The sequence below is a fragment of the Bacteroides sp. A1C1 genome (genome assembly GCF_004328515.1).
Lineage (GTDB): Bacteria > Bacteroidota > Bacteroidia > Bacteroidales > Bacteroidaceae > Bacteroides > Bacteroides uniformis.
The window spans coordinates 3,202,815-3,219,353 of sequence record NZ_CP036491.1; the positions used below are offsets into that span (position 1 = coordinate 3,202,815).

At 46.3% G+C, this 16,539-nt stretch carries 21 protein-coding genes; 4 read left to right on the forward strand and 17 right to left on the reverse strand.

The window, feature by feature from the left end; translation table 11 throughout:
- Positions 1-141: 141 nt before the first annotated feature.
- Genes EYA81_RS12965 through EYA81_RS12975 form a run of 3 tightly spaced genes read right to left on the reverse strand, consistent with a single transcriptional unit; the run spans position 142 to position 1,885 of the window.
- Complete coding sequence (locus EYA81_RS12965) at positions 142-822, reverse strand: hypothetical protein (protein WP_036631691.1); 681 nt, start codon at positions 820-822, stop codon at positions 142-144.
- Positions 823-824: 2 nt separating this feature from the next.
- Positions 825-1,667: a hypothetical protein gene (locus EYA81_RS12970; protein WP_036631692.1), complete on the reverse strand. Its 843-nt coding sequence runs from the start codon at positions 1,665-1,667 to the stop codon at positions 825-827.
- Positions 1,634-1,885, reverse strand: coding sequence for a DUF1653 domain-containing protein (locus EYA81_RS12975; RefSeq protein WP_051636094.1), 252 nt, complete (start codon positions 1,883-1,885; stop codon positions 1,634-1,636). The genes EYA81_RS12970 and EYA81_RS12975 overlap by 34 nt, the downstream gene beginning before the upstream one ends.
- Positions 1,886-2,254: 369 nt before the next feature.
- Here EYA81_RS12975 and EYA81_RS12980 point away from each other — a divergent pair, with 369 nt between their 5' ends.
- Positions 2,255-3,118: a toprim domain-containing protein gene (locus tag EYA81_RS12980; RefSeq protein WP_036631694.1), complete on the forward strand. Its 864-nt coding sequence runs from the start codon at positions 2,255-2,257 to the stop codon at positions 3,116-3,118.
- Positions 3,119-3,218: 100 nt separating this feature from the next.
- Here EYA81_RS12980 and EYA81_RS12985 read toward each other — a convergent pair whose 3' ends face one another.
- The 3 genes from EYA81_RS12985 to EYA81_RS13000 form a co-directional block, all read right to left on the reverse strand.
- Positions 3,219-3,998 carry a DUF4121 family protein gene (locus EYA81_RS12985; RefSeq protein WP_036631696.1) on the reverse strand — a complete coding sequence of 260 codons (780 nt, stop codon included), beginning with the start codon at positions 3,996-3,998 and terminating at the stop codon, positions 3,219-3,221.
- A 348-nt stretch (positions 3,999-4,346) separates the two neighbouring features.
- Complete coding sequence (locus tag EYA81_RS12995) at positions 4,347-4,649, reverse strand: helix-turn-helix domain-containing protein (RefSeq protein ID WP_036631699.1); 303 nt, start codon at positions 4,647-4,649, stop codon at positions 4,347-4,349.
- On the reverse strand, positions 4,646-4,939 hold the full coding sequence (locus EYA81_RS13000; protein ID WP_004288683.1) for a helix-turn-helix domain-containing protein: 294 nt from the start codon (positions 4,937-4,939) through the stop codon (positions 4,646-4,648). The genes EYA81_RS12995 and EYA81_RS13000 overlap by 4 nt, the downstream gene beginning before the upstream one ends.
- A 210-nt stretch (positions 4,940-5,149) precedes the next feature.
- Here EYA81_RS13000 and EYA81_RS13005 point away from each other — a divergent pair, with 210 nt between their 5' ends.
- The 3 genes from EYA81_RS13005 (at position 5,150) to EYA81_RS13015 (ending at position 7,272) form a co-directional block, all read left to right on the forward strand.
- Positions 5,150-5,980: a phosphoribosyltransferase gene (locus tag EYA81_RS13005; protein ID WP_173022629.1), complete on the forward strand. Its 831-nt coding sequence runs from the start codon at positions 5,150-5,152 to the stop codon at positions 5,978-5,980.
- Positions 5,981-6,218: 238 nt separating this feature from the next.
- Positions 6,219-6,545 (forward strand): helix-turn-helix domain-containing protein, encoded by a 327-nt coding sequence (locus EYA81_RS13010; RefSeq protein WP_004288686.1) that lies wholly within the window; start codon positions 6,219-6,221, stop codon positions 6,543-6,545.
- A gap of 22 nt (positions 6,546-6,567) precedes the next feature.
- Positions 6,568-7,272 carry an NYN domain-containing protein gene (locus tag EYA81_RS13015; RefSeq protein WP_036631704.1) on the forward strand — a complete coding sequence of 235 codons (705 nt, stop codon included), beginning with the start codon at positions 6,568-6,570 and terminating at the stop codon, positions 7,270-7,272.
- A gap of 80 nt (positions 7,273-7,352) precedes the next feature.
- On the opposite strand, the gene EYA81_RS13020 is transcribed toward EYA81_RS13015, so the two are convergent.
- From EYA81_RS13020 to EYA81_RS19250, 11 genes are all read right to left on the reverse strand, one after another.
- The gene (locus EYA81_RS13020) at positions 7,353-8,132 is read right to left on the reverse strand and encodes a PRTRC system ThiF family protein (protein WP_036631707.1); all 780 of its coding nucleotides are present in this window, start codon (positions 8,130-8,132) and stop codon (positions 7,353-7,355) included.
- The gene (locus EYA81_RS13025; RefSeq protein WP_036631708.1) at positions 8,129-8,830 is read right to left on the reverse strand and encodes a prokaryotic E2 ligase family D protein; all 702 of its coding nucleotides are present in this window, start codon (positions 8,828-8,830) and stop codon (positions 8,129-8,131) included. The genes EYA81_RS13020 and EYA81_RS13025 overlap by 4 nt, the downstream gene beginning before the upstream one ends.
- Positions 8,831-8,840: 10 nt before the next feature.
- On the reverse strand, positions 8,841-9,950 hold the full coding sequence (locus EYA81_RS13030) for a hypothetical protein (protein ID WP_036631711.1): 1,110 nt from the start codon (positions 9,948-9,950) through the stop codon (positions 8,841-8,843).
- A 34-nt stretch (positions 9,951-9,984) separates the two neighbouring features.
- Positions 9,985-10,206, reverse strand: a complete 222-nt coding sequence (locus tag EYA81_RS13035; protein WP_005858542.1) for a PRTRC system protein C — start codon at positions 10,204-10,206, stop codon at positions 9,985-9,987.
- A 21-nt stretch (positions 10,207-10,227) separates the two neighbouring features.
- A complete protein-coding gene (locus EYA81_RS13040) occupies positions 10,228-11,202 on the reverse strand; it encodes a PRTRC system protein E (protein WP_036631737.1) in 975 nt (324 codons plus the stop codon).
- A 19-nt stretch (positions 11,203-11,221) separates the two neighbouring features.
- Positions 11,222-11,431: a hypothetical protein gene (locus EYA81_RS13045; RefSeq protein WP_005858546.1), complete on the reverse strand. Its 210-nt coding sequence runs from the start codon at positions 11,429-11,431 to the stop codon at positions 11,222-11,224.
- Positions 11,432-11,449: 18 nt separating this feature from the next.
- Positions 11,450-11,662, reverse strand: a complete 213-nt coding sequence (locus EYA81_RS13050; RefSeq protein ID WP_005858548.1) for a hypothetical protein — start codon at positions 11,660-11,662, stop codon at positions 11,450-11,452.
- Positions 11,663-11,958: 296 nt separating this feature from the next.
- A complete protein-coding gene (locus EYA81_RS13055) occupies positions 11,959-13,731 on the reverse strand; it encodes a DNA topoisomerase (protein ID WP_005858550.1) in 1,773 nt (590 codons plus the stop codon).
- Positions 13,732-13,803: 72 nt separating this feature from the next.
- The gene (locus EYA81_RS13060) at positions 13,804-14,079 is read right to left on the reverse strand and encodes a DUF4099 domain-containing protein (protein WP_004288697.1); all 276 of its coding nucleotides are present in this window, start codon (positions 14,077-14,079) and stop codon (positions 13,804-13,806) included.
- Between the two features lie 53 nt (positions 14,080-14,132).
- Positions 14,133-15,971, reverse strand: coding sequence for a DUF3945 domain-containing protein (locus tag EYA81_RS13065; protein ID WP_008778022.1), 1,839 nt, complete (start codon positions 15,969-15,971; stop codon positions 14,133-14,135).
- Positions 15,972-16,081: 110 nt separating this feature from the next.
- On the reverse strand, positions 16,082-16,276 hold the full coding sequence (locus tag EYA81_RS19250; protein ID WP_005858555.1) for a hypothetical protein: 195 nt from the start codon (positions 16,274-16,276) through the stop codon (positions 16,082-16,084).
- Positions 16,277-16,539: the final 263 nt, after the last annotated feature.

Sequence of the window (16,539 nt, forward strand, 5' to 3'; positions counted from 1 at the left end):
TATCTATATTTTCATAAATACTCAGTTTGTTGCAACGAATATCACCTGCATTTTTAATAGCTTATAATGGAACGTGAGATATTGAAAGGTGAACGCAGATTTAGTATTAGAAAATATGATATGCAATAAAATATATCCATATTACATCATACGTTCTTTGACAAGATTTGGTATGTATTTATTTTTTTCATGCATATCTCCTAATCCTAATTTAGGATATACCATGCCACCAATTCCAGGAATGATACCTTTTTCTTTATCTTTAAGGGTGTCAATTGCAAATGTTAAGAAATTGAACTTATCTGATATGGAAGCAGGAAATTCTTTTTTCAAATTAGCTTGGGCATCTTTATACATCACAGGAGCTACGATGTAAATCTCTTGAGGATAAATATCATTAATCAAACGAGTTAACTGTGTTCGTACAACACAAGATGTACTAATAATGGATTTGACAACAACCAAAGTCCGGCATTTGTCAATTGGCTCTATATAGGATTTGATAATAGGACTATATTCTAATCCGGTAGAGGCATTTAATGTTATTCTTTCATTCCAAAAGACAGCTAAAGATACTTCCTTTTGAGACAAGCTCTCCAAAACTCCACGAGCCAACCAATCAGCATCTTCTGAAGCACAAGCCAACATTGTATTGCCATACTCACCATGTGTACGTTCATTCAAGAGTTTACCTAAAGCTTTTCCTACTAAGTAAAAGGAATGACGATAATCGTCAACAGAAATGTCAGGTTTTGATAAAGCCTGTATCTGTTGAATCGTTTCGCTGTTCGCTTCATATGTCAAATTTACATAAGTTCTCATATCTAACTTAATAATTCTATTAATTCCCAAAGATCAGAAGGTTGTACATTTTCTAACTTTTGCTCTATTTCTGGAGTCCATATTATTTTGCCTGACAGTTTTTGATTACTTGTATGCCAATGCAGGTTATTTCCGCAAGTATAAAAACAGAGATCAAAACGTCTTAATATTTCTTGACTGCTATCTGCTATTTGGATATTCGGATAGGTTTTTATATTAATAAGTCCCTTACCTATTCTTTTTACTTCATCAGATATTGCCTTCAAAGAAATATTCTTTTGCTCCAAGCCAGTCCATACTCCCAAGATTGCTTCTGCAATACCCAGCAATTCATCATCTTTTGCTTCTCCCAATACTGTAATATTTTGAATAGCATTCTTGAAAGGAGGATAAGACAATATCAATTGGTTAAGACTTTTCTCAGCCGGAAAAAATGAGACTGAAGTACTTGAAACTATCTCCTCCGGAATAGGAGTAACCATCGTGGGGGAATTTGAATGAACTAACTTCAGTTCAAAATTTTCTCCCATTTCAGATGATATATCCATCTGCCGTTCAAAATCATGTTTCAGCTGTTTTGTTTGCCATGATAAATTTTTCACATCCTTGATTTGATGATATATCCGATGAGCCGTATTTGATTCTTCTATAAGAAGATCATCTACAAAACACTCTTCTAATTGGGACGTAAAATAGACAGAATCCAGTTGCGTTATATGGCTATTCATAAAAAGAGCAATACAGTAAATAGTGTAAAAACTTTCATAAATATTCCCTTTACTGTTATTATTGCCACCTTTATGTTTGTTCTTCAGATATTTTTTTTCTTGAGGGCTAATAGGCATGACATTTCTTTTTCTGCAATCTCAGTGAAACGATTTATTTCAATACCATCACGGATTACTTTGTCAAAAAACAAAGTTTTAGGACGTACCCATATTTTATGCATACCATACAAAGCTTGGTAGATTACCATCTCCTCTTGCGTTTCACTATGATAAGCATACCCTATCAATTTATATAATCCGCCCTTGAAATGCATAAAATATCGTTCCTTATCCATGATAAATCTATATTTGAGTATAAAAATAGTGAATTCCTCATTAAAAACATCGAAATGTCACAGATATTTTCTTTTTTAACGTTGTATAACGTCGCAATAAGAAATAAAGGAGGAGAGATAAGGATGCTTTTTATCGACAAAGCAAGTGGGAATCTGTTCTATACTTATGTCTGCATGAATAAACAAAGGAAAATTTTATCTATCAAGTATCCATGCAAGAAGATGGGAGTATTTACGCATTGATTGATGGAACAAGTTGTCATCTGATGACTTTTAATGACATCTGATGATACTGCTTTTTATGTTTCGGATATAAAGCGGTTCTTTGTCGTGTATTAATAGTGAACTAATCCATGAAAATGAGATGCCATGAACATACAAGAAGCAAAGAACATCAGGCTTGTTGATTTTTTAGCCGGATTCGGATACAAGCCGGTAATACAGCGTGGGAACAGCGTATGGTACAAATCGCCCTTCAGGACGGAAAAGGAGGCCTCTTTCAAGGTTGACCTCCATAAGGAACTGTGGTATGATTTCGGTCTGGGGAAGGGAGGGGACATTATAACGTTGGCCAAGGAGATTTATCGGACACAAGATATAGGTTATGTACTACAGTGTATTGAGGATAAAAGAGCCGTACTGAAACCGGTTACTGTTTCCTGTCCGTTTGAAAAGGCATATCCCGCTTTTCAAGATCTGAAAATCATTCCTCTTGCCAACCGGATACTGCTTACTTATCTGAAGGAACGGTGCATCGATCTGGAAACTGCCCGAAAAATATGCAGGGAAGCCCATTTTAAACGGAATGGGAAGAATTATTTTGCCATCGCTTTTCCTAATATTTCCGGAGGGTACGAAATCAGGAACAGGTATTTCAAGGCTTGTATTGCTCCCAAGGACATTAGTCGCATCATTAGCACGCCGGAAAGCAGGATTTGCTATATTTTTGAGGGGTTTATGGATTTTCTGTCTTTCAGACCGGCTTTTCCATCTTTGGAAGAGGGGGATTATATAGTGTTGAATTCTGTCAGTAACTTACAGAAAGCTTTTTCTTTCCTTTCACAATATGACGGCATCCGTTGCTGTCTGGATAATGATGCCGCCGGGAAAAATGCGGTGCAGGCATTAAAGGAGAAATACGGAATCCGTATATGCGATTTTTCGCATGAATATTCCGGATATAAGGATCTGAATGAATATTTGTGCGGGAAGAACAATCTGCTCCATATCTAATAGATGTATTGAAAAGACTGCCTGATGATATACCCTTGTTTCTTTCCTGTCATATGTGGCAGGAGGAAACAAGGGTGATTTTTCATGTGGTGATACTATGTTAATAGTAGAATGTGGTCAGATGCGTTTTATGGTCTTTTACAATCTTTACTTCCTGCATCTGTCCGTATATCTCACGCATGGATACCGGACAATCCATCTTTTCCCATTCTTCCGGGGAAATCCTCATGTCGGAATGCCTGAAACACAGCATGACCATTTCCTGAGAATCCTCTTCAGCGAATATGGTACCTTCATGGTCGTTGACAAACTGTTTGAGTCCATCCTCATCCTTACAGGATATTTCTCCGACGTACATATCCTCGCCCGGCCGGGTGTTTTTGCGGATATGGATTTTGAACCATTCCCGGCTTTCCGGCTGTTCAGGTGCGCCACACTCCCACAGGGCTATTTTCGCATCGTAGTAAACCTCCCCGTTTTCACATGCCCCGTAATGCCCCCAATGCTTGAAACGGCCGGTAGTCCATGCCTTGAACCTTACATCGCCTGCCTTTACCAACAGACACTCACCGCCATGCATATCGCATTTGATACCCTCTTTGTCACGGGACACGAATGGAACACGGGAAAAATCCCGGAGTATAATGTTATCTCCATATACGGCATCTATAAAGAACAGCCGGGAACGCTCACCATAACCGGAAACAAAGAACAGGTTGTCTCCTGTTCGTGGATACCGGTCGGAGTGTGTCTTTTCGATGTGTTCCACCATGGTATTCACTTTATCTATATCTTCCTGTACAAGTCCGTGTATCCGATCATACCAGTAGTTCAGGCGGATGAAAGTTTCTTTGCTATACTTGTTTGTTGTCTGAATCATAATTTCCTTATTTTGTGATTAAACATTTCCGGCTTTGGCAAAGCCGGTATTTCTATCTCTTACATGTCAGACATTTGTCTTTTGCTCTGATAGTGCAAGGCTTGGCGAAAAAATACCGCAGCGAAGCGAGGATGATTTTTTCAGCCAACCAGTCCGAAGGACCGCCTTGCGCATCAGAAGCAAAAGGCTACCTTTACATGTAAGAAATAGAAATGCTGACCGATATATGATTCCAAAATAAAAAAACGTATAATCTGCCGGTTCTGTAATAAGAAAGCCATGAACCCCTCTCTTTTTATCGTTTCCATGACTTTCTTATGTTTATGTCGTGATACTTGGAAACGGGTATTACCAATGATCAAATGTTTCCACCCTGTTTTTTTCCAACAGAACAAGAATGTCCTTTTCCTTATATAAAAGTTTGCCTCCTATTTTGTAATAGGGCAGCCTGCCGTTCATTCTGTAATCAGCCAGCGTCCTTCGTGTCAGCTTCAATTTCTCCGCCAACTCGCTGTCGGTAATGTAACGCTCTCCGTTCAGAACCGGACGAAGGTTTTTCTCCTGATCATCCAGCATTTTGGACAGGGTGCTTATGTTCCGAAAAAAACGTATAATCTCAGGGCTTTCTTTAGTCAGTATGAATTGAGTCATAAGGATTCGGGGGTTACATGGTGAATACTGTTTTCCAAATAACGTATAATATCCTGACGCCTGTAATATACCTTGCGGTCTATATGGCTGTAAGGGATAATCCTGCTTCTCCGAAGTTGCAACAGCTTTCGGGGCGAGACATTCATAAGCATACACGCTTCCTGGTTATCAATCCAGTCATCCATACTACAGATGCCTCCTCCGCATGTTTCACGCATTTTCTTTTCAACGGCTTCCAAAGCCTCATTCATTTCCATGAATGCCTTAGCTTCGATACATACAAACTCCATAAACTCTGCTTTTTTTGTCCGGCACGAAAATACGGGAAGTAAAAGTCGTGGGCAAAAGGATGTCATCAAACGGCATCAGATGTCATCAGATGTCATAGACCGCTCTGTTTGGGGAAGCAAAGTAAAAGAATGGCTAAAAGTCTGTTTCTTTACCGGAAAAACAGTATTTTTATCCCGGACAATCTGTCCGAAAATAAAAAAACAGGAAATATGGAACTGATAATCAATGCAACATTATTACTAGCGGCTATCGTTCTCTGGATATACGGACAATACTGGAGAAAAAAGTGCGGCAAGGTGCTATGCCAATATGCAGCAGCCTACGATGAGCGGGAAGACAGGGAGAAACCGCTACGTCAAGCCATCATAGCAGGAAATCCTCATGCACCGCTGTTATATGCGCTGACTTGTCCTGAGCTGTTTGATAAAGTCCGTCCGTTGCGATTGTTCTCATTCGGGAGCATTCGCTGCGTGTTTGCCGGCTATTATTTTCCCAAACGCTTTGAAAGCTGGCTTTGTGATGACCAGTTGGCATTCGTGCAAAAAGTATATGATTTCAAGGATGGAAAAGACAGCTGTACGGAATATTTTTCACAAGCATTCCTGCTTCTTTCCACTGATGAGGATATTACTGCCATGTTTATGCCGTGCAGCACATCAGACCGCTATTACAGACGTTTCTCAGGTATTGCCAGTTTTCTGGAAACGCATGGCTATGTCCGTTCAGGACTGGATTTAATATGCATTACGGAAAGCAGGGAGTGTAAACACGCCTCAGAAAAACGCTCTGAAATAAATACCGCCAACTATATGATGTCAAACGATCTGTACGGAAAGCGCGTGGTGATTGTCGATGATTTGCTGACCAGCGGATCCAGCCTGATGGAATACGCCCATAATCTGGAAAGAGCCGGTGCCAAAGTGGAAGGTGCTGTATTTCTTGCCCGTACCTTTCAGATGCCTTCGCCGGCAAAAGTAAAACGCCTGGTATGGAAACGCCATCTATCAGTCCTGATCTGGAGAAGGTCTGACGACCTGTAAATTGTAAAGTTTACATTCGGATTTTACAATTTTACACCTCGAATTTTTACATTTCAATTTCCCCTATACTATTTTTATATCTGTATTTTATTGATTTGCAGCATTATATAATTCCCCGTCCAATATAAACGGATAATGTGGCATACATTTTTCACTGAACATGGCATATACTCTTGAAAGTGCGCACAAGAAAAGGGTATTCCAGTAATAACCTTTAAAAAGACAGGAGAAAATTGCCATGATGTATATAGACAATGAAGTGCTTGAAAAAATGATAATGACCATAGTGGAAGGTTTTGACCGTATAGAAAAGAAACTGGACAGGATGGGACGCGTGAAGGACTGCCTGAACGGAGACGAGCTTTTGGACAACTATGACATTGCCAAACTGCTAAACGTGTCATTGCGGACAGTCGCCCGTTACAGGGAAAAAGGGCTGATCCGTTATTACCAGACGGACGATAACGGGAAAAACTTCTACAGAAGCTCGGAAATACAGGAGTTTTTACAGAAACGTGGGAAAAAAGATAAGGGCGGGAATACCAACATGGGAAAGTTATGCTAACTTTGTTTCATAAACAGTTGTTATGAAGACAAATGCCAATTCAAGATATACCGTTGCAGTCCTTATTGACGGGGATAACGCATCCTTTGAGAGGATGGAAGATATAATGGGCTTTGTTTCCCGTTACGGGGATGCCGTTGTGAGACGAATTTATGGAGACTGGACGAGGAAAGCGCTTTCCGCATGGAAGGAAAGTGCCAGGGAGCATGGATTCAGGCTTGTACAAGCTTCCTCCCATGTTCCCGGAAAGAACACGACGGACATTGCACTGGTCATAGATGCGATGGATATTCTTCGGGACGGGCAGGCGGACTGTTTCTGCCTGGTGGCCAGTGACGGTGATTACAGCCTGCTTGCCCAACGGATACGGGAAGCCGGGGTGAAAGTGCTGGGATATGGGGAAGGAAAGACCCCGGTGTCATTGGTACGGTCCTGTTCCGTATTCCTGTATGCCGACCGGAAGGAAAGCAAGGCAGAGGAGAACACTCCCGAATTCTTTATCCGAAGGGATATGGAGTATTTCGACAAGGCTTTTGAGCAGGCGGCTGACGGCAAAGAAGAGGTTTCCCTTTCACTGATCGGCGGTGCATTGAAAAAAATGATGCCCAAATTCAAGGTCAGGAGATATGGATGCAAGACATTGGGCAAACTTTATGAAAAGTTGGACCGGTATGAGCTGGTCATGACGGAAAAGGGAGTGGCAAATGCCGTACGGCTGAAATATTAAACCGCATGGCAGGAGTGTTCCAAAACGTCAGTTTCTCCTATACATCTTTTTATGTATCAGGAGAAACTGACGTTTGTGTTCTATACCGGGATGGGGTTTACCCGTAACGTGTCAAGATTGAGATAGGCTCCCCGGTAGAACGTTCTTCCTTCCCTGAGCATGCGCCACAGGATGTCGCATCCGATTTGTGCCAACATGGAATTGATGAAGAGATCCTGCTTTTGCAATGCCTCCGTCAGCGAGCAGCTCGGTCCCGAATCCTTCTCCCTGATGGTGGAATAAGGAACTTCCTCCGTTATGACGTTCATCTTGGGTATAGGCAGGTATTCAGTGGAGGAGGGCTGCGGTATCTTGCTTTTGACATTACCTATCAGTACTTGTCCGGTGGTCTGGGCATTGCCGAAATCCATCCAGTATATCGGTGATTTCTCGTCATCGTATGAACGTTCCCTATGCTTTTTCAAAAAACGCCACAGACCGGTCCGTGAACGGGTGGTGTCCGTGCAGGTGATGATGATATTCGCCAAAACGGAATCTGATGTTCCTGACGGATAGCATTGCCCTTTTGCTTCCCATGAAAAGCCGAAAAAGCGGTTGATACGGGTTACAAGTGCCACCGCCTTGTTCAGTCCGAGCTCGGATTCGCTGAACAACTGGCGTCCGATGTTCGCTTCCGTGACAGTATCGGGGTCAAAAACCGTCAAGTGCAGGCCCGGATGTCCGAGTGCCTGCAATGCGATACTTATTCTTGCCAGATTGGTGGCCACCTGCGATCCGGTTCCGCCCGCACCGATTACGAAAACGGTTACGGGATGGTGGGGATTGAGCAGGTATCTGTCTGTATAATGAATCTTTTTCATATCAATAAGTCTTTAAGTTGTCTGTCCATAGGTTTCAATTCGTTATAGTCAAACGGATTGGTCCGTGCCTTTTCCGTCACCGAAACCAGATTGCTTTCGGTGGGATTCCTGCTTCCTCCCAAATGGGAAAATTCACTGAGCCAGAAGCGTTTTTCCCAATGCTCAAGGAGTTTTGAGAAAGTCATGTTTTCCGGAGGAGTCAACGAGGCATTTCCCAGGCAGACACTGCTTCCCGTTACATTGAAAAACGGGGCAAGGAAAAGCGGGCTGTCTTCTGCCGGTGCTTCTCCCTTATAGGCAAAAATTTCCAGTCTGTCACCGGAAACCCTGTAAATGACACCGGGTACATGGAATGTCCCGTCCGGAATATTCAGCCTTTCGGAAAAGAACATCTGCCGTTTTCCCGGAGGATTGTACCAGATGTACCTCTCGTGTCCCTTGCGTGTATCGCACCACAGCATATTGGTGGGGATTTTCCCATGCGGTACATCCTGCCGGTTATCCGTATAGTATTCCACAAGGGAGTCCATAAATTCATACGTAACGGGGACGGCAGCCTCCATCCGGCCTCTGTCGTTGATCGGATGCAGTTCGAGATAATATGTCCCGTGTCCATAGCGGCCATCACTGTATTCGTAAGCAATCAGTGCCGCTTTGGGAACCATCACCTGTTGAAGTTTCTTAGTCAGTTCATTCATGTCATTCGTTTTAAAAGTTGTCATCAATATAGCCTGTAAAACACACCAACCATCTGGAAAGCCTTTCCGGATAGTCATCCATCTGAAAAAGACTGTCCGTTTCCGGTGTCAGTAGCTTGTAAGTGACCGGAGTAAGGGCATAGGTTTCCTGATAATCCGAATTTATATACCCCTTGACACACTCCGCCAATGTATCATCAGCAGAATAGACCAGTATGACCTGGCTTTCCATTCCCACCGGGGGAAAATCGCATTCCTCTTCATAAGCCCAATCGTACTGGTAGCCTGTCAATACCGGGCTTTCCGGAGTAATCAATGCCATGCCGTCCTCAATCAGTTCCAACAGCTTCAGCTCTTTTTCCTTTTTTGTCCGATAATTCCGCACAGCCTCCTCCAAAGACTTGCAGAACGGTTTGCCCGACATCCGTCTGAGTGCTTTCATCCGTTTTCCAGACTGATAGGAATCTGCCAGCCGTTTGTTCGCCCTGACTTCCTTCGGGGAAGCATCGGAATCCCGGTTTCCCCAGTCTTCCAGTTCTTCTATGGCAAAGTCATAACAAAATGTCTCAGTAATATCGTACAGTCTGTGGTGTCGGACAAATAGCCGGATGAACTCTCTGACAATGTTCTTCAATGATGCCGAAAGCCGTTCGGTAAAATCAACCGGAATCCAAAACAAAGTAGGTTCCGGCCAGTCATGATGGCGGAACAGACAGAAATGCAGCCTTCCGTCCTTCTTTTCCAGATTGATACACTCCGGTACACACTCTTCCATAACTCTGTACAACTCGGTAATATTCAGGCGGGGGCAACCCCCTTTCCTGTATCGGAAAGGGAGTTTTATGCCCATAAGTTCCGCATATCTTGATGCCGACCGGTAGAGATAGTCAAAATTTTCCGGAGTCGTGAGATTGACCGGAGAATCATTATCCATATCCTGATGCCAATAATCCGGTGCAAGGGGTGTGATTCTACCGGTCAGAAAAGCATTGTGCTTCCCGGTGGCGGAAGTATCCTTCTTTTCCGTTCCGAGGTTCCCCTTCGGATGTGGGACGAACTTACTGAGAGAATAATCAGCCGTGCCAGTCCATCCTTGGCTTGTTCTGAAAGCTGTCTGCATGTTTCCTTATCCTTTTTTTTCTTGTTCATACCGCTTACCCTTTTACTCCGATGGTTGTCTTGAAGCGGTAAACCGCCTTGTCGTCCTCCCACTCAGGACCATGTACCGTTGCCGTAGTCAGTTCAGGGTAGGTCATGGAATAGAAGTCCATCACCTCGTTTACGGACAGTTCGCTGTTCGGATCATCCAACACGAGCTCCACGGAGTCCTTCTTGAATTTGAATACTCTCTGCAATCCTTTGATTTCAAGTGCCATATTATTTTTCTTTTATAGGGTTTAACAATATACCATATCCATTTGTGCCATATCCGTCATGCGGCATTCCTTCGGAAAGTCCGGATATTCCGCATAAGGGTCCTCCCTGAGCAGCTCCCGGTCATCCTCGTAATCCTTGTCGAAGTTATACATTGCAGCCTCCTGCACCGTTGCATACTGTGACGGAGCCGGTTGTTGCATCCAGCGATTGTCCGCCAATTGCGGTTGCGGCACCTGTACCGGTTGATGGAACTGGATGTCTTGCGGTTGTGGAGCAGCCTGCTGAGGAACCGGTTGCGGTGCAGGTTGCCTATATTGTACGGGCTGGACTTGCGGCTGTGCAACGGGTTGCGGAGCCGGGGCAGGCTGTTCGGGCATGAACATCGGAACTTGCTCTCCGCTCCGGTATTGTGGCGTCGGGGCTGCCATCGGTTGTGGAGCCGATTGCTGCAAGGATGGCTGTGGAGCAGTTACCGGCGGCTGTACCATGTCGAACAGACTTCCCTCGGATGCCTTCTTCTGCACTTCCGCCATTTTTTTGTCAATGTCCGCCTGTTTGTCCGGCTGTGCCAGTACCTTAGCCTGCCTGAGCCAGGTCAATGCTTCGGAATAATGCTTTCCTGCCGTGGCATCCTCAGCTTTCTTCAGCAGTTTTTCCATCTTTTCCCGTTTTTCACGGGCTTCCTTGGACTCCTTTTCCACCGTAGGCTTGGAGGTTTTGCTTTGTGAAACCGCCTGCTCTGCCTGCTTCTCGAACGATTCCAGGTTGGTAAGGATACCTTGCGCTTTCTGTACGGGTGCACCGACAGCCTGCAGGAATCCTGCATCCAGTTCTTCCGGCGTACCGTTCAGGATGAGCGGGACAATGCGTTCGCCGGCCTTTACTCCCGACCGTCTGGGAACGACGGCAACCGTCAGATTGTCGTTTACCCGTCTGATGTTGATACTCAGGTCTGTGCCTGCCGTAATCATTTGGTTGATTGCTTGAAAAAACATAATGGTAAAATTTAAAATGTTATACATAAGTTTCCTTGAAAAAATCCTTCAGGATTCTCTGCCTGTCCGGATTCGAGGCGATGCCTTTCAACGGTTCCAGATAGTAGCCGATACGTCTGGGCCCGTCTGTCGTACAGGGAGGCTGTCTTTTGACAGGTGTTGTCCGGTTTGTGGCAGGCCATGCAGCCGGCATGACCGGAGCCGAGGATGTAAATGTGTAAGTTCTCATATCTTCTGCATTTGATGGTTATACAAGCATGCCCATGACAATCAGGACAAGGATTGTTTTCAAGACAAAGGTGAATGTCCTGAAGGCGAGACGGACCAGTGTTCCGGACATAAGGAACAGGACAGACAGGTACACGGGAATGACGCCCTTGCAGTAAAGCAGGCATATTCCCGTAAGCAGAACCAGTGCGACCACTTGCCTGCAGATGTTTTCGATGAGTTTCAGTTTCATGTCTTTAAATTTTTAAGAATGAATAATCCCATCGGGATATGTTTTCCCGATTTTATAGGCCTCCGGCCCTTGGATTGCCTTTTTGCGCAAGGCTTGGCAAAAGAAAATACCGCAGCGAAGCGAGGATGATTTTCTTTTAGCCGACCAGCCCCTGAAAGGGGCCGCCTTGCGGCAAAAACGAGGCAATCCAAGACCTTTGCCGCTTAAAAGCGGAAAAACGTATCTTGTACATATATAAAAACGAGGCACAGACCCCAGTCTGCACCTCTTCTGTTCCGTACCTTCCGCCCGGCCGTCTATATGGAACCATGCGGCTGTCCATCTTCCGAAAGTTTCCGGAAAATCTCACCGGTAACCTCATTTACCGTTTCCAATACGCCATCCAGAAATTCTTTCTGTGTGAGTTCTCCCTGTTCAATCCGTGCCAGCTCCGCTTCCCAGCCGGAGGTGAGGGAGGCGTCAGCCACTTTCATTCCGCGTACCGTTTCATATAAAAGAAGACCTTTTGGGGTCGGGATAATGTATTTGCCCGAATACCGGATATATTTACGCTCCAGAAGCGTACGGATGATATTCGTGCGCGTGGATGCGGTTCCCAGACCGGTCTTGTCCATATAGTCCGCCAGTTCCTCATCCGTATAAGGGGCAGCGGGCAGCGATTTCCTGTGTATAAGGCTGCATCCCGTTACCGGCAGCTTCTCCTCCCGAAAAAGTTCAGGGGGTACGGGACAGAGGTCGTTGTCTTCCGCGACAAGCCGTTCCCTCTGAAAGATACCGAGCCACCCCGCTTCCAGAATACGGTATGTACGGATTCGGAACTTGCGTGCGGCACAGACCGCTTCAACCGTCGTATATTCCACCTTGCAGGGCGGCATGAACGTTTCAAGCATCCTGCCGACAACAAGGGTGTAAACCAGCCTTTCCTCCCTGTCCAGTTCCCCCGGCTGTATGCCGGTGATGACAATGGCATGATGCTCCGCCGTGTCCTGATTTCCGGTTACGCCTTTCCTTGCAGCAAGGTCGATCATACCGGCATATTGACGGAATTCCTTGCCGGACAGCAGCTTTTCCATAACCGGAGGCAACATGTCATACACGTCTCCGGGCAGCAGACGGCTGGAAGTGCGCGGGCAGGAGATCAGTTTTTTCTCATACAGGCTTTGGGTAATTTCCTGCACCCGTATGGCTGTCAGGTTATGGTAACGGTTCGCATCCTTCTGAAGCCCGGTCAGGTTATAAAGGGCAGGTGCGGTGATTTCCTCAGTCCGGCTGTTGACCGCCGTGATACGGGCATATCCTGCCGCCTTGCAGTCCTCGTAAAGTTCCAGGGCATCCCGGCGGTTGCAGAAATCTTCCACATGCCGCATCTTTATTATCTTCCCGTTCTTGCAGAGGCTGACGAATACGGGCCAGCTGTCTGCGGGAATGTGATTTTCCCTTTCCCTGTACCGTCCGCTTATCGCTGCCAATACAGGGGTCTGTACCCTTCCAAGCGAGTTGTTCCCGAAACCGACCGCCTTGCAGACGGCATAGCTCGAATTGACTCCAAGAAGCCAGTCGGCCTTGTTGCGGCTGTCTGCCGCCAAAAACAAGTTGTCGAACAGGCTGCAAGGACGAAGGTTTTCCATTCCTTTGGCAATGGCTTCGTCCGTCAAGGAGGAGATCCACAGGCGGAGGCAAGGTTTCCTGCATCCCAAAAAACGATAAAGATACCGGAACAGCATTTCCCCCTCGCGGGAAGCGTCGGTTGCCGCAACAATAGTGTCACACGCATCGAACACCCCGGCTATCACCTTCAACTGGAGCACCGCATTGATGTCGGGATTCCATCCCGTGTCCGTCTTTACATGCCGTACCGTCAGAAAAGGAGGCGGCAGCAGGGGGAAGTTCTCCCGCTCCACCCATGCCGTACCGGTATCTTTCGGCATCGCCAGGGAAAGCATGTTGCCGTATGTCCATGTTACCATGTATCCGTTTCCGCTCATATATCCGTTCTCTTTTCTGTCAGCTCCCAAAACCCTTGCTATCTCTCTGCCCACATTGGGCTTGTCAGTCACTATCGCTATCATATTCTTTTTCCTTTTGATGTTCCGTACCGTCAGGAACGGCACGGAACGTGAGTTATACTTATTGTTTCCCGGTCAAACTGCCGCCTCCTCCTTCTGACGGAGACCGTTTATTTCCATGACCGGTCTGCCGTTGCCGTCGGGTACCAGCTTCAGCGTGGCATCCATTGTCAGGCTGAGGACCGAAATATGGAGTTTCAGCGGAACGATGCCCGTTTCCTTTCCTTGCAGCAACAGTTCCATGTTGCCTTCCGCTTCCAGTTGTTTCTTACTGATACCTGCGGCCTTCAGACCGTCCCAGTCGATATCTTCCGTCTTATAAATATGACGGGTATTCTGATCCGTATTCATACGATTCGTTTTTTTAGGTTTGTATGATTGATTCTGTTTCTCTCCGGGCAGGTCTATACTGCCTGCGATGCACCCTTCTTCTGCTCCTGCTGCTGTCCCTGTGCGGTCTCCGTCTGTGCGGCACGGCGGGAAGTGTCCCTGCGGATGTCCGGATTTTCCTGAAAATACTGCAACTGCCCGGAATAGGGATTGACTTTCAGGTAGGAACTGAAGGTCTGCCCGTTGTTTTTCAGCCCTTCGACAAGCAAAGTCTTGCCATCCTGGAGGTTCGCTTTTTCCTGTGCCGTGAACACGTGCCCGTAAACCTCCGCCGGAATACGCGGTGCCTGCTGCTCGTTGAATCCGTTCGGCGTGCGTGAATACATCGTCCTGCCGGTATTCATATCCAGCTTGACGAACGAGGAGAATTCCTCCCCGTTGCGCCCGATCATGTTTTCCAGATAGACCGGCTGTCCCTTGCGCAGGGTTTCCCTGTCTTCGGCAGTCAGCTGCACGTTGCAGATTTCCTTTGGAATATAAATCTCTCCGGTTTCCGGATTGTGCCGCGTGTAGTTCGGGCGCCCCGTAACCTTGTCTATCGTTACAAAGGACGAGAAGGTGTCATTCCTGTTCCTGAACTTCATGTCTTCCACCAGAATGGTATGTCCTTCGCTGAGCATTTTTATCTGGGTGGGCGAGAGAGGCACGCCTCCGATGGAACGTTCGTTGAAAATCTGGTTTTTCGGAAAGATGAATTCCAGTCCCCTGCGCTCGGCACTGTACTGGAGTGTGGCATCGAATTCCTTGCCTGCTTTGGAAGTCATACCCTCCACTTTGACAGGCTGTCCCTCCTTCAGCAGCCTGATCTCCTCTGCGGTAAGTTTGACCCCGCTCACTTCCTGCGGGATGTAAACGTGCTCCTGACGGACGGCAACCAGCTCGTTGGTGCTCTTGTCGATGGAAATCAGACAGGGGGTATATTCACTGCCGCGCAGGTTGAGTTCTGCCACACGCCCCATGTTGCCGGTCTCACGCAGATTCTTCTTGTCCTCCTCGTTAAAGTTAAACCCGAAATAAGGACGCTCCAACTGCGGTTCCTTGCGTATGCCGTGAATGGCCAGTCCCACCTGTCCGTCCTGTTGCGGGATGAGTGAGAGCCTTGCATCCAGTTTGGCTGTCAGCAAACCGGAAAGATGGATGGTCAGGGGCACCAGTTTGTTGGTCTTGTAGCCCTTCAGCATGGAATCAAGGAGTCCCTGCTGTTCCAGCGAAGCCTTTGAGATTCCGACCTTTTCCAACTCCTCCCAGTTGACCATGTTCTCATTATACCGGTAACGCGGTCCTTGCGACTCCTGCGCTGCCTGTTGAGCCTGGGGCTGCTGCTGTTGCTGTGCCGCCTGCTGTACTTCGCTCTGTTGCAGGGGTTCCTGCGGTTGTGTCTCTTTGTCTGCCATAGCTGTTTTTTCTTTTTGGTTTACACTTTGTTCCTTCTTGTTTTCTCTCGGACGGATTTCGTAGCGTTTGAGGAACTCTTTCACCGCATCCGTCTGCTTTCCCTCCGACAAATCCCTGATGGCCTGCTTGTTCACCTTGTAGTCGTGGTAGGTCATGCGGAGCAGGCGGAAATGGGTAGGTTCCTTGAGCTGGCTCCAAAAATTCTTGATGAAGTTTTCGAGAATACTCGAATTCTTGTCGAATTTCAGGAATGAGTTTTCATTCTTCTCGTCCGCCGGAACCGTCTTCGCTTTTCCGTCCTTGTCAATTTCACTGACAGCCTGTACACCGAATTTCGGATCGTTCTTGTTATGAACCAGCATCAATTCCGTAATCTGTTCCACCGGAAGAGCATCACTTCCGGCCTTCGGTTTCCGGGTCCGTTTGGGCTTTTCGTTCGGGATCTTTTCTTGTGCCATACCTTTTCTTTTAGGGGTTAATGAATTGCTTTGACGCTTCAAAGGTATGGGGTATTTCCAAATAATATGCTGATTTTCAAAAAGGTGTCATCAGATGTCATCAAATGTCGTCAGATGTCATAAACATGACTGTTCCCAACGGCTAAACCGTGAACGGAGAAGAAGGGAAGTGAATAAACGGAAAGAGAGAAGATACGTGAGGCAGAAGGGAAAAAGCCTGCGCATCCGACACCAGAAAAGAGCAGGCGGGCAGGCAAGACAAAACCATGCAGAACAGAGGGAGCTGAAGCCCCCTGTCTTCTCATGCCTTCCGCTTTTTTACAGCAAGACTTTCATAAGATCTGTATCCCGGCTGGATATGTGGAATTTCATGGATTATGAAATACGGCCTCTTCAAGCAGCCCATATCCTTTATCCATGCGTCACATCGGTCGCAGTTTGCCCCTGTAATCGTTTTTCAAATCGAATCTGGATTGCCGCCGCATTCTTTTTCGTGAAAATTTTCCACGGCGAAGCCGCAAGGAAAATTTCCACGAAAAGATTCGGCAAATGCGGCCGGCAAGACAAA